Genomic DNA, 13,261 nt, shown 5'->3' with positions numbered 1-13,261 from the left:
GCCGCGCCGCGGAGCCCGTCCGGTGAAGATGCTGCCAGGTCTCGATGGCGTCGCCATCGGGGAAACTACGTACAACGTGAAACGAACTCAGTGAGGGGTACGTACCTCGCTCTCCTCCCCGGGGGCGGGCGCGACGGGGACGGGGGCGGCGGCGACGGGCCCGAGCCTCCCCGCCCGGTCCGCGCGGTCCTTGCGGGAGCGGGAGAGGTGGCGCACCGAGGGGCGTTCCACGACGGTGTAGAGGACTCCGGCCACGGCGACGGACACCGCGAGCAGGAGCACCAGGATGCCGATCGCGCCCGGCGTGCTCCAGGTACGGCCAAGGCCCAACACCCGGTGTCCGTACGTCAGTACCAACTGGTGGATCAGGTAGAAGGCGAACGACGCCTCGCCGAGCCACAGGGCGGCGCGGCCGCGGAAGGGGGAGCGCCTGCCCTCGATGTCGGCGACGGCGGCCGCGGCGACGAGCAGCGCCAGCGGGGCGACGCTGACCGCCACGATCGTGTAGAGGATCGAGGTGTACTTCAGGGCCACGAAGGCGGCGAGGGCGAGCAGCGCGGCCGGGCCCATGCCGATCCTGATCCAGCGGCCCGAGTGGACGATCAGGGCCATGACGATGCCGAGGACGAACTCCAGGGTCCGGGCGGGCGGGAAGCCGTACACGAACCAGAAGCGCGGGAAGGACTCCGAGACCGGCGGCGGGAACATCGGGGTGCCGGGCAGGAGTTGGGCGACCAGTGGCAGCGCGGCGATCGCGGCGACCACGATCACGGCCGTCGTCCACAGGTGCCGGGCCGGGATCCGCCGCAGCAGGGGCAGCAGCAGCGGGAAGAGCGCGTAGAAGAACACCTCGCAACCCAGCGACCAGGTGGGGGCGTTGACCCCGAGGAAGGTCGGGATGTCCGGCACCCAGGTGTGCACGAGCAGCAGGTTGGGCACCAGGACGTCGGCCTCGACGACCTGGTCGGTGATGCTCAGGCACAGCCAGGCCAGGAGCACGGCCGCCACGGTGCTCGGATAGATCTTCGCCGCGCGGCGCCGCCAGAACTTCAGGACGGTGTCGCCGGGCCTCGCCGACCAGGTCAGGACGAAGCCGCTGAGGACGAAGAAGAAGGAGACGCCGACGTAGCCCGCGCCCTCCACGATCCGGGCGTACTTGCTGTCCACGCCGGGATCGGCGAAGAGGTGCTGCGCGGAGGCGTGACCGAGGAAGACCAGGAGGGCGGCGACGAACCTCATTCCGGTGAGAGTGGGCAGCCGGCTGCCGCCGGCCGCGGGAGCGGTTGCTGTCATGGCGGTGTTGTCCCTTTCGCCGTTCGTGGCGAGGCGGTTGGCTCGCTTCCGCGCAGAATCCCGGCCCCTGCTGAGGCGGGGCTTAGCGATGGCTTAAACAACCACGTAAGCTGAGGGGGTCTCCGTTTGTCGGTCACGGGCCGGGCGGGGACTGCCGGCCGTCACTGACGAGGGGAGTTCTTCCGATGGACGCGACTCAGACGTCCGCAGCGCGGCGTCCCATGCGTGCGGACGCGCGCCGCAACTACGACCGGCTGCTCACCGCGGCCAGAGCGGCGTTCGCCGAACACGGCACCGACGCGTCCCTGGAGGACATCGCCCGCCGCGCGGGCCTCGGCGTCGGCACGCTGTACCGCCACTTCCCGACCCGCGACGACCTCCTCGAAGCCGTCTTCCACGACTCCGTCGAGGGCCTCCAGGCGCAGGCGCTCGCGCGCCTCGACGATCCGGAGCCCGGCGCGGCCCTGATGGACTGGCTGCGGGCGATCGCCGAACACGCGACCACCTACCGGGGGCTCGCCGGATCGCTGATGACCACCATGCTCGGCGAGACGACGGCGCAGCCGTCCGACTGTCACCGGCGCCTGCTCACCGCGGGCGAGGCCCTCCTCGCGAGGGCCCAGGAGAGCGGCGCCATCCGCGCGGACGTCGAGATCGCCGAACTGCTCAGGCTGGTCAACGGACTTGCCTGGGCCTCCCGGCCCTCCCCGGCGGGCGCGGACCGCACGGACCGGCTCCTGGAACTCGCGCTGTGGGGCCTCGTCCCCAGGGTGTGAGGGTCCAGGGCGCGAGGGCCCAGGGCATGGCTGAACCGGGCCCGGTCGGGGGAATTGCCGGGCCCGGTGGACTACGGGTCAGCCAGCGGCGCGCTGGGCGGCCGCGCGCGGCGCGAGCCGCGCACCGGTCTCGGCGAGGATCTCGAAGGACCTGATGCGGTCCTCGACGCCGTGCACCAGGGTGAGCGACATCAGCTCGTCGGCGCCGGTGCGCTCCAGGAAGGCCGCGACCTTCTTCTCCAGCGTCTCGGGGCCGCCCACCAGGTGCGCGGCCACGCGCTCGCGCACGTACTGGAGCTCCTGCGGGCCGTACGGGTGGGCCGCGGCCTCCTCCGGGCTCGGGTAGGGGCCCGTGATGCCGGTGGTCCGCTGGAGCAGCGAGGAGAGCGCCATGGGGCCCGCGAGGTACTCGGCCCGCTCGTCGGTCTCCGCCGCGATGACGATCGCCGCAACGATGGCGTACGGCCGGTCGAGCTGGGCCGAGGGGCGGAAGTTCTCCCGGTAGAGCTTGAGCGCCGGGATGGTGTTCTCCGCGCTGAAGTGGTGCGCGAAGGCGAACGGGAGCCCGAGCATGGCCGCCGTACGCGCGCTGTTGCCGCTGGATCCCAGGAGCCACAGCGGCGGCCGGTTGCCCTCGGCGGGGGTCGCGGAGACCGGCAGGGCGGGGCCGCCGGGCTCCGAACCCTCGAAGTAGCCGATGAGTTCGGCCAGGCGCTCGCCGAAGTCGTCGTTGCTGGTGTCGCGGCGCAGCGCGCGGGCGGTGACGGGGTCGGTGCCCGCGGCCCTGCCGATGCCCATGTCGATCCGGCCCGGGTGCAGGGCCTCCAGGGTGCCGAACTGCTCGGCGACCACCAGCGGGGAGTGGTTGGGCAGCATGACGCCGCCCGAGCCCACTCTGAGACGGGTGGTGGCGCTCGCGATCCGGTCCATGAGGATCGGCGGTGAACAGCTGGCGATGTTGGGGGCGTTGTGGTGCTCCGCCATCCAGTAGCGCCGGTAGCCGAGCTGGTCGACGTGTTGCGCGATGGTGATGGTGTCCCGCAGGGCCTGGCCGGGGTCGGACCCGCTCACCACGGGGGAGAAGTCCAGTACCGACAGGGGTATCGCGTCCGGCTGGGTTGTGGTCATGCTCTTCGCTCGCTTCCGTTCGATGGGCGCCTGGCGGCCTCAGGCGGCCGGCTTGGCGGGCGGCTTGGGCAGTTTCACTGCGAACAGCGAGATCAGCAGCGCGGCCACCGCGAACGCGGCGCCGCCCACGGCCGCGGACGCGATGCCGTCACTGAGCACGTGGTGCTTGATCTCGGTGGGGCTCGAACCCGCGGCCGGGGTGGAGTCCCTGCGTGCGGTCTCGAAGAGGTTGACCAGGATGGCGAGGCCGAGCGTGGCGCCGACCTGCTGCATCGCCTGGAGCAGACCGGACGCGGCACCGGCGTCCTTGGGCTGGACCTCGGAGAGGATGACCATGTTCAGCGGCAGGAAGCTCATGCCGGAGCCGGTCCCGAAGAGCAGCATCGGGCCGACGACGGCGGCCGCGTAGCTGCTGTCCGCGTCGATCTGGGTCAGCCAGACGATGCCCGCGGTGACCAGTACGCCGCCGACGACGAGCAGCGGCTTGGGGCCGAACTTCGGCAGCAGCTTCGGCGTGGCACGGGCCATGCCGAACTGGGTCAGCGCCATCGGCAGGAAGGCGAAACCGGTCTGGACCGCGCTGTAGTCGAGGACTTCCTGGAGGAACTGGGTGAGGAAGAAGAACAGCGCGAACATGGTCGCGGGCAGCAGCAGCATGTTGGTGTACGCGGCGGCCCGGTTGCGGTGGAGCAGCAGCTTCAGCGGGGTGATGGGCTGCTCCGCCTTGGTCTCGACGACCAGGAACGCGACGAGCAGGATGGCGGCGGCGGCGAAGGAGCCGATGGTGAGGCCGTCGCTCCAGCCCTCCTCGGAGGCGCGGATGAAGCCGTAGACCAGCGAGACCATGCCGAGCGTGGAGGTCAGCGCGCCGCCCAGGTCGAAGCGGCCGGGGTGCCGCTCGGGCTGGCGCACGTAGAGCGGGGCGAGCACGAGGATCGCGAGGCCGATCGGCACGTTGATGAAGAGCACCGAGCGCCACGAGAGCCAGTCGGTGAGCAGACCGCCGACGATCAGGCCGAAGGCCATGCCCGCGCCGGAGACCGCGGAGTAGATGGAGAGCGCCTTGGTGCGCTCCGCGCCCTCGAAGTTGGTGTTCAGGAGGGCCAGGGTGCTCGGCGCGGCGAACGCGGCACCGGCTCCCTGGAGCGCCCTCGCGGCCAGCAGCCAGGTGTCGTTGGTGGCGAATCCGCCCACGAAGGAGGCGACCGTGAAGACCACGATGCCCAGCGTGAACACCTTGCGGCGGCCCAGGATGTCACCGGTCCGCCCGCCGAGCAGCAGGAGACCGCCGAACGCCAGCGTGTAGGCGTTGACCACCCAGGCCAGCTTGGCCGGCGAGAAGTCGAGGTCGCCCTGGATGTCGGGGAGGGCGATGTTCACGATCGTGGCGTCCAGGATGACCATCAACTGGCAGGCCAGGATGACCGTGAGCGCGAGTCCGGGGTGGTGTCGGGGGGCTTCGGTGGCTCCGGAGCCGGCCGGTGCTCCCACTGTCGACTGAGTCGACATGGTTCCTCCATGTGAAATTCGGGCGCGAGGTAGTGCGGGCGGGCGGGCAGGAAAGGGGGACGGCGAAAGGCCCGCCGGACGGGCCACCGCTAAACGGAGGGTGGCTCTGTTTACGATACGGAGGCAGCCTACGTTTTTCAATCGGTACGCCCGTCCGGCCTGAAAACAGGGGTGCGACAGGGAATGTGAGGCAGCGTCAGGCCCCGCGCCCCGCTGCCGGAGACCCCCGTCGCCTCACGCGGCGGGCGCGCCGAACCAGGTGCGCAGCGCGGCATCGAGACCGGCCGCGTCGTCCTCCGGCGAACCGGCCCACGCGATGTAGCCGTCGGGGCGCACGAGCAGCGCGGGCGCGTCGATCTCCGTCACGGGCTCCGCGGCCACCGTGTCGACGCGGCTCTTCAGGGCCGACACGTCGGGAAGCACCGCCTCGCCGCCCGACAGGTCGTACAGCACGCCGCGGCCGCCGTGCAGGGTGCGGGCCACGTCCGTCGGCCCGGCCGGGGTGAGCAGCGCCGCGTTCGGTACGCGCAGCCCGGTCAGGGGGTGCTCGGGTGCCGCGTCCTCGGTCGCGTCGCCCGCCGCCCGCATCGGGTAGCGGATGTCCACGCCCGACATCATGTGGATCAGGTGCTCGCTCACCTCGTCGAGGGCGAGCAGCTCGCCGAACATCTCGCGCAGCGGCGTCATCTCCTGCGGCTGTTCCATCAGCGTCAGCTGGGCCCGGGTGTTCATGCAGACCCGCTCGCCGATGGGGTGCCGCTCCGCCTGGTAGGTGTCGAGCAGGCCGGGCGGCGCCCAGCCCTGGATCTCGGCGGCGAGCTTCCAGCCCAGGTTCAGGGCGTCCTGGATGCTGGTGTTGAGGCCCTGGCCGCCGATGGGGAAGTGGATGTGGACCGCGTCGCCGACCAGGAACACCCGGCCCTCGCGGTACTTCTCGGCCTGCCGGGTCGCGCTGCCGAACCGGGACAGCATCACCGCCTCGCCCAGCGGCGGCGCCTCGCCGACGATCCGCTCCACCAGCGTGGTCAGTTCCGCCAGCGTCGGCGGGACGTCCCGGGAGGCGGGCTCGGTCCTGAACTCGGCGGCGGTGACCCGGACCAGCTCGCCGTCCAGCGGGATGTACGCGAAGAGGCCGCGCTCGCGCAGCTGTGGATCCCACCGCTCCTGGAGCTCCACCGGCACCCGCAGGTCGCCCGTGATGCCGTTGGTCGTGGACGCGGTGCCGGGGAAGCCGATCCCGGCCAGCTTGCGCACCGTGCTGCCGCCGCCGTCACAGCCCACCAGGTAGGAGGCGCGGATGTCGTACTCGCCGTCCTCGCCGCTCACCCGCACGGTGACGCCGTCCGCGTCCTGCTCCATGCCCACCACCGCGTGGCCGCGGCGCAGTTCGACCCCGGCGAGCGCGTTGACCCGCTCCTCCAGGAGCTGCTCGATCCGCCGCTGCGGCACCCGGCGCGGCACCAGGTCCCCCGACAGGCCGGAGAACCGCAGCATGCCGAAGCCGAAGTACTTGATCTGCTGGTACTCGAAGACCGGGGCGGCGAGGCCCCGTTGGTTCAGCGCCTCGATGGAGCCCCAGTGCAGCCCCAACGCCCGCGACCAGCCCGGGGGTTCGGGCAGCTTCTCCAGTACGACGGCGTCCACGCCCGCCAGACCCAGCTCGGCGGCGAGCATCAGACCGGCCGGGCCTCCGCCCGCGATGACGACAGTGCGTTCCATGCGCAACCCCTCCACGAGGTCGAGTGGGAGCGGCCACCGCGGCCGCCACGGTGGATGCTCGCCCCGGCCCCTAAAGGCGGACTAGCGCGCGACTTCGGAGAAGGACCAAGCGTCCTCGGGCCGGGGCAACGCCGTCAGCAGCGCCCGGGTGTACGGATGCGCGGGCCGCGCGAAGACCTCCTCCGCCGTGCCCGCCTCCACCACCTCGCCGTCCCGCATGACCACCACCTCGTCGCTCAGGTGGTGGATCACCCCCAGGTCGTGCGAGATGAACAAGAGCGAGAGTCCGAGCCGCTCCTGGAGGTCGGTGAACAGATCGAGGATCTGCGCCTGTACCGACACGTCGAGGGCCGAGACCGGCTCGTCGCACACGATCAGATCGGGCTCGGGCGCGAGGGCGCGGGCGATCGCCACGCGCTGGCGCTGGCCGCCCGAGAGCTGCCGGGGCCTGCGCTCGGCGAGCGCGGGGTCGAGCCCGACGAGCTCGAACAGCTCCCTGATCCGCGGCCGGTTGGCGCGCACCCGCCGACGGCCGGGGGAGCCGAGCGCCTCGCCCACGATGCGCTCCGCGGTCCAGCGCGGATCGAACGCGCTCAACGGGTCCTGCTGGACGAGCTGCACCCGGCCGCGCAGGGCCCTGCGTTCCTTCTCCGGCACGCCCGACCACACCTGACCGGCTATCCGCACCTCGCCCGCGTCCGGTTCGAGCAGCCCGAGGACCATCCTGGCCACCGTGGTCTTGCCGGACCCCGACTCACCGAGCACCCCGAGCGTGCGCCCCGCGGGCAGCGCGAAGGACACCTCGCGCACGGCGGGCCGCACCACCCGGTCCGGATCGCGGAACCCCTTGGCGAGGCCGCGCACTTCGAGCACGGGATCCGCCGTGCCGCCGGTGCCAGGAGCGGTGTCTCGCACGCGCGGTGCGGGCACCGGGGGCGCGGGCCACGGCTCATCGCTGCGCGGGCACCGCACGGCGTGGCCCGCGCCCCGCTCCACCAGATCGGGCTCGCGCACGGCGCACTCGGGCACGGCCACCGGGCAGCGCGCGGCGTAGGAGCAGCCGTCCGCGGGGAGCCTGCGTCCCGCGCCACCGGCCGGGCCGCTCAGCCGGGTGTGCCGCGTCGCCGCGGTCGGCACGGCCGCCAGCAGCTGCCGCGTGTACGGGTGCCGGGGGCGGCGCAGCACGTCCTGGACCGCGCCCTCCTCCACGAACCGGCCCTGGTACATCACCGCGACCCGGTCCGCCAGCTTCGCCACCACCGACAGGTCGTGGCTGATCAGCAGCACCCCGGTGCCCGCGGCCTTGCGGGCGGCGAGGACGTCGAGGACGCGGGCCTGCACGGTCACGTCCAGTGCCGTCGTCGGCTCGTCCGCGATCAGCACGGAGGGGCCCGCGGCGATCGCGGAGGCGATCAGCGCCCGCTGCCGCAGGCCGCCGGAGAGCTGGTGCGGATACTGTCTGGCCCGCAACTCCGGGTCCGGCATGCCCACTTCGCCGAGCAGCGAGACGACCGTCGAGGGGATCTGCCGGGACGGCACCGTACGGTGGTTGCGCAGCGGTTCGGCGACCTCGGCCGCCACCCGGCGCAGCGGATCGAGCGAGACCAGCGCGTCCTGGAGGACGAGACCGATCCCGCGGCCGCGCAACTGCCGCCAGCGGCGGTCCCCGAGCCCGCGCAGGTCCTCGCCCTCCAGCTCCAGCACGTCGGCGCGCACCTCGGCGCCCGGCGCGCTCAGGCCGACCAGGGCCCGTGCGGTGACGCTCTTGCCCGAGCCCGACTCGCCCACGATCGCCAGGCACTCCCCGGCGGCCAGCGAGAAGCCGACGCCGCGCACGGCGGACACGTCGGCGCGGCGGCCGCGGAATCCGACGCGGAGCCCCTCGACGGTCAGCAGGGTGCGCGCGGGGGCGCTGGATTCAGTGCCGGACACCGGCGGTCCTTCCCTCGAAGCGGTGCTGCAGGTCGCGCCCGACCACGTTCACGGCGAGCACGGTCAGGGTGATGGCCGCCCCGGGAAAGACCGCGGGGGCCCAGGAGATGTCGAGCAGGTCGCGGCCCTGGGAGAGCATGGCTCCCCACTCGGGCGCGGGCGGCTGGGGGCCGAGGCCGAGGAAGCTCAGCGAGGATCCCGCGATGACGGCGGAGCCGACGCCGACCGTGGCCAGGACGAGCACCGGCGGCAGCGCGTTGGGCAGCAGGTGCCGCAGGAAGACGCTGGTCTTCGAACGGCCGAGGACCCGCGCCGCCTGGACGTAGTCGGAGTCACGGATGACCAGCGCCTGCGCGCGGGCGAGCCGGACGAAGCCCGGCACCATCGACGCGCTGATGGCGAGCGTCGAGTGGACCGAACCGGGGCCGAGCACCGCGACCACCAGGAGCGCGAGGAGCAGCCCGGGGAAGGCGAGCAGGATGTCGGTGACCCGCATGACGAGCTCGTCCACGGCGCGCCCCGCCGTCGCCGCGAGGACCCCGAGCGCCGCGCCGACCACGATGGCGAGCCCGGTCGCGCCGAGCCCGGCGGCCAGGGAGTAGCGGGCGCCGTGCGCCACCCTGCTGTAGACGTCCTGGCCCAACTGGTCGGTGCCGAACCAGTGGTCGGAGCCCGGCGGGGTGAGCGCGTGCAGCGGGTCGGCCGCGTCGGGGGCCCGGTCGGTGAGCAGCCCGGGCCACAGCGCGGCGACGGCGACGAGCGCGAGGACCGCCCAGGCGAGGACCACCGAGGGACGCACCGGCCAGGTACGGGGACGCAGCACGACGGCGAAGCCCCGGCGCCCGCCCTCCCTCGGCCGCGCGACGGGCCGGTCCTCGACAGGACCGCTCTGGTCGGACAGTTCTTCCGCGACCGTGCTCACACCGTGCTCCGTATCCCCGACGCGGGCGCGGTCCGCGCGCTCCCCGGCAGATGTTCGCGGCCGCGCGCGACGACCAGTCCGGGCGCCCCGAGCACCGCGACGTCCTGGCGCGGATCGCCCGTGACCACGAGGAGATCGGCGTCGCGTCCCGGCGCGAGGGTTCCCGTGACGTCGGCGAGCCCGAGGGCCTCCGCGGCCCTGCTCGTCGCCATCTCGACGACGGTCGGCGCGGGAAGCCCCGCGCGCACGAACCAGCTCAGGCCGACGGCGTACTCGTCGAAGCCCGCGCCGGGAATCCCCGCGTCGGTCCCCGCGATGAGCCGCACCCCGCGCTCGTGCTGGCGCAGCACCACGTCGAGCCACGGCCGCAGCCGGTCGATGCCGATGCTGGCGGCGGCCCGGTCGAGCGAGCCGCTGTAGGTGGGACAGACGAACGTGCCCGCCTCCGCGATGCGGTCGATGACGTCGGGCCGGTGCTCGGGCCCCGCCGCGGGACCGTCCGCCGAGATGAACGAGCAGTGCTCCAGGGTGTCCACGCCCGCCGCGAGCGCCACCTCGACGCCCGCGACCCCGTGCACATGGGCCGCGACGCGCGCGCCCGCCGCATGCGCCTCCCGCACCGCGACGGTCAACTCCGCGACCGTGAACTGGGGTTCGGCGGGCGCGGGCCCGCCGGGGGTGAGCGTGCCGCCGGTCGCCATCACCTTGATCAGGTCGGCGCCCGCCGCCAGATTGGCGCGGACCACCTCGCGTACGCCGTCGGCGCCCGTCGCCTCGCCGCCCAGGAACCAGCAGTGGCCGCCGCGCACCGTGACGGGCGCCCCGGCCGCGAGGATCCGCGGCCCAGGAAGCACCCCGTCGCGCACGCTGTCCCGCAGCGCCACGCCGACGCCGTCCCTGTCGCCCAGGTCCCGCACCGTCGTGACGCCGCCGTCGAGCAGCCGCCGCGCGGCGCCCGCGGCGTTCAGGGCGAGTGCGGGCGCGCCCGACGCCCGCAGCGCGCCCACCGGGTCGTCGCTGTGGTCGTCGAACGCCAGGTGCACATGCGCGTCGATCAGCCCCGGCAGCAGCGTGCCGTCGGGGAAGTGCGTCACCTCGGTGCCCGGCGCCGCGCGGGCGATCACCTCGTCGCGGGGACCGACGTCCGTGATCGTCGCCCCCGCCACGCGTACGGCACCGTCCGCCAGGGCCGCGCGGTCGGCCGGTCCGTGCAGCAGCAGGCCCGCCGCGTAGATCCGCTCGGTCATGCCGGAACCTCCCTCAACCGGGGATCGATCACCCGGTACAGCCAGTCGACGAGAAGATTGACCACGACGAACACCAGCGTGCTGACCACGACCACCCCGGTGACCACCGGGAAGTCACGGCCCTGGATCGCCGTTGCGAGGACCCGGCCGAGGCCCTGTCTGCTGAACACGGTCTCCACCACCACGGCGCCGCTGAACAGCGTGCCCACCACCCACCCGGAGAGGGTGACCATGGGGACCATCGCGTGCCGCAGCGCGTGCCGGAAGCGCACCGCCGTCTCGCCGGAGCCCCTGGCCCGCGCGCTGAGCACGAAAGGCTCCTCCAGGGCGCGTTCCACGCCCGCCCGCATGACCTGAGCGAAGACGCCGACCATCGAGGCGGCCAGGGTCACCGCGGGCAGGACGAGCCCGGAGAACCCGTCGCCGCCCGCGGCCGGGAAGACGTGCCAGCGGAACGAGAACAGCGTCAGGAGCAGCACGCCCACCCAGAAGCCGGGGCTCGAACTGAGCACCAGCTCCAGCTGGGTGGAGATCCCGCGCACCACCGGCCAGCGGCCCGCCGTGGACACCGCGAGCAGCAGCGCCACGACGAACGCGAGGGCGAACGAGGTCAGCGCGAGCTCCACGGTCCCGCGCAGCTGACTGCCGATCACGTGCGAGACGGTGTCGCGCAGTTGGTAGGAGGTGCCGAGGTCGCCGCGGAGCAGCTTGCCCAGGAACAGGACGTACTGCTCCGACAGCGGCCGGTCGGTGCCCAGTTCGTGCCGGACCTGCGCGAGGACCTCCGGCGTCGCGCTCGACCCGCCCAGGATGACCCGGACCGGATCGCCCGGGGTGAGCCGCAGCGCGAGGAACGCCGTGGTCGCCGAGCCGAGCAGGACCAGCGCCGAAAGGGCGATCCGCCGGATCAGCCAGCGCAGGACCGAGCGGGCCGAGCCGGTCACGAGTCGCCCAGCGACACGTCGTAGAACAGCGGGTAGGACGCGGCCTCGAAGGACAGTCCCTTGACGTCCTTCGCCGCCCCGACCAGATACGTGGGCACGTACACCGGCAGGACGAGGGCCTCGTCCCGCAGCCTGCGCTGCACCTTGACGTAGTCCTTCGCGCGCGCCGTACGGTCCGCGGTCGCGGCGCCGTGCCGCAGCCACGCGTCGATCTTCGGGTCGGAGACCTTGAAGACGTTCATGCCGCCCTTGGCCAGGGTCTGGTCCGAGGCGTACAGGGTGCGCAGCACATCGGGGTCGGCGCGCACGTTGCTGGAGTCCCACAGGTCCGCGTCACCGGCGAAGATCTGCTTGGAGTAGGTCCCGGTGTCCTTCGCGTCCCTGCGCACCTGGATGCCGGCCTTCTTCGCCTGCGCCTGGATGCCCTGGCCCAGGATGTCCCGCTGCTCGCGCAGGAGTTGGGGTACGAACGGCCAGTGCACCGTGAGGCGCTTGCCGTCCTTGACGCGGTAGCCCTCGCCGTCGCGCTTCGACCAGCCCGCCTCGTCGAGCAGCTTCCCGGCGAGCTCGGTGTCGTAGGCCCAACTGCCCTCGATCCGCTTGTCGTAGCCGAGCGTGCGCGGGCCGAGCTGGCTCCAGGCGCGGTCGTACTGGCCGAACGACACCGACTTCACCAGCTGGTCGAGGTCGATGGAGCGCAGGAACGCGGTGCGCACCCGCTTGTCCTTCAGCGGTCCGCGCGCGGGGTTGAGATGCACGCTGTACGTGCCGCCGGGCGCCTGCGAGCTGAGCACCTGGAGTCGCGGGGAGCGCTTGAGCGTCCGCACGTTCGGCGCGGGCAGGCCGCCGATGACGTCGACCTCGCCGCTGTTGAGCGCGCCGACCCGGACCGCGTTCTCCTGGATGAAGCGGATCGTCAGGCCCGGCAGCTTCGCGGGGCCCGTGTGGGCCGCGGTCGGCGGGCCCCACCGGTAGGCGTCGTTGTTCTTCAGCTGGATGCTCTGCTTCTGCTTCCAGCCCGCGAACGTGAAGGGGCCGGTGCCGACCGGGTTCCGGCACAGGGTGGCGGTGTCCTTGAGCGCCTTGGGCGACTGGATGCCGAGGTAGGCGGTGCTCAGCGACTGGAGCAGGGTGGCGTCCGGGCGCTTCAGGGCGACGCGCAGGGTGGAGGCGTTCTCGGCCCGCGCCTCGTCGTAGGCGCTCAACAGCCCTGCCGCGTAGGAGGACTTGGTCTTCGGGTCCACGACGTGGTCGAGGCTGGCCTTGACCGCGGCCGCGTCCAGCGGGGTGCCGTCGTGGAACTTCACGCCCTCGCGGAGCTTGAAGGTGTACGTCCTGCCGTCCTTCGAGACCGACCAGCTCTTGGCGAGCCACGGGTGGATCTTCCCGTCGGGCGACGCGTTCACGAGCGAGTCGAAGATGTTCCGGTCGATCAGCGCGGTCACGTCAAGGGGACTGACCGCGGGGTCGATGCACGAGGGTTCGGTGTCGGTGGCGAAGGTGAGCCCGCCACTGCCACCGGCGACCCCGGCACCGGCGGACCCGGAGTCACAGGCGGAAAGCCCGGCGCCCGCCAGGAGCACGCCGCAGAGCGCCGCCGCGGGGCGGCGGATGCGTGCGGAAGGCCGGCGGGCCACAGAGCGCGTCGATAGGTACAAAGCCATCTCCTTGAGCGGATACGCCGGTTCAGGGCGTACCCGACGGCCCGCCCCCGGCCAGGGCACCTCGGCGTCGCACTCTGGCGACGTGGTCTAAAGACTGCCTAAACGGCTCCGCTTTAGCGTCTGGAAA

At 72.8% G+C, this 13,261-nt stretch carries 10 protein-coding genes; 1 reads left to right on the top strand and 9 read right to left on the bottom strand.

Features of this window, described 5'->3' with window-relative positions:
- Positions 1-87: 87 nt before the first annotated feature.
- Positions 88-1,293: an acyltransferase family protein gene (locus KY5_RS06095; RefSeq protein WP_098241241.1), complete on the bottom strand. Its 1,206-nt coding sequence runs from the start codon at positions 1,291-1,293 to the stop codon at positions 88-90.
- A 185-nt stretch (positions 1,294-1,478) separates the two neighbouring features.
- Between KY5_RS06095 and KY5_RS06090 the strand changes: the two genes are divergently transcribed.
- Positions 1,479-2,069: a TetR/AcrR family transcriptional regulator gene (locus tag KY5_RS06090; protein WP_234362628.1), complete on the top strand. Its 591-nt coding sequence runs from the start codon at positions 1,479-1,481 to the stop codon at positions 2,067-2,069.
- A gap of 78 nt (positions 2,070-2,147) precedes the next feature.
- Here KY5_RS06090 and KY5_RS06085 read toward each other — a convergent pair whose 3' ends face one another.
- The 8 genes from KY5_RS06085 to KY5_RS06050 all read right to left on the bottom strand — a co-directional run bounded on the left by KY5_RS06085 (position 2,148) and on the right by KY5_RS06050 (position 13,107).
- Complete coding sequence (locus tag KY5_RS06085) at positions 2,148-3,197, bottom strand: LLM class flavin-dependent oxidoreductase (RefSeq protein ID WP_098241239.1); 1,050 nt, start codon at positions 3,195-3,197, stop codon at positions 2,148-2,150.
- Between the two features lie 39 nt (positions 3,198-3,236).
- Positions 3,237-4,706: an MFS transporter gene (locus tag KY5_RS06080; RefSeq protein ID WP_098241238.1), complete on the bottom strand. Its 1,470-nt coding sequence runs from the start codon at positions 4,704-4,706 to the stop codon at positions 3,237-3,239.
- A 234-nt stretch (positions 4,707-4,940) separates the two neighbouring features.
- On the bottom strand, positions 4,941-6,425 hold the full coding sequence (locus tag KY5_RS06075; RefSeq protein ID WP_098241237.1) for an FAD-dependent monooxygenase: 1,485 nt from the start codon (positions 6,423-6,425) through the stop codon (positions 4,941-4,943).
- 81 nt (positions 6,426-6,506) lie between these two features.
- The gene (locus tag KY5_RS06070; protein WP_098241236.1) at positions 6,507-8,357 is read right to left on the bottom strand and encodes a dipeptide ABC transporter ATP-binding protein; all 1,851 of its coding nucleotides are present in this window, start codon (positions 8,355-8,357) and stop codon (positions 6,507-6,509) included.
- A complete protein-coding gene (locus KY5_RS06065) occupies positions 8,344-9,279 on the bottom strand; it encodes an ABC transporter permease (RefSeq protein WP_234362627.1) in 936 nt (311 codons plus the stop codon). The genes KY5_RS06070 and KY5_RS06065 overlap by 14 nt, the downstream gene beginning before the upstream one ends.
- The gene (locus KY5_RS06060; RefSeq protein ID WP_098241235.1) at positions 9,276-10,526 is read right to left on the bottom strand and encodes an amidohydrolase family protein; all 1,251 of its coding nucleotides are present in this window, start codon (positions 10,524-10,526) and stop codon (positions 9,276-9,278) included. The genes KY5_RS06065 and KY5_RS06060 overlap by 4 nt, the downstream gene beginning before the upstream one ends.
- Positions 10,523-11,470 (bottom strand): ABC transporter permease, encoded by a 948-nt coding sequence (locus KY5_RS06055; protein ID WP_098241234.1) that lies wholly within the window; start codon positions 11,468-11,470, stop codon positions 10,523-10,525. The genes KY5_RS06060 and KY5_RS06055 overlap by 4 nt, the downstream gene beginning before the upstream one ends.
- The gene (locus tag KY5_RS06050; protein ID WP_159072495.1) at positions 11,467-13,107 is read right to left on the bottom strand and encodes an ABC transporter substrate-binding protein; all 1,641 of its coding nucleotides are present in this window, start codon (positions 13,105-13,107) and stop codon (positions 11,467-11,469) included. The genes KY5_RS06055 and KY5_RS06050 overlap by 4 nt, the downstream gene beginning before the upstream one ends.
- Positions 13,108-13,261: the final 154 nt, after the last annotated feature.

Source organism: Streptomyces formicae, from assembly GCF_002556545.1.
In the GTDB taxonomy this organism is placed as follows: domain Bacteria; phylum Actinomycetota; class Actinomycetes; order Streptomycetales; family Streptomycetaceae; genus Streptomyces; species Streptomyces formicae_A.
This window is presented reverse-complemented; position numbering and strand designations above follow the sequence as displayed.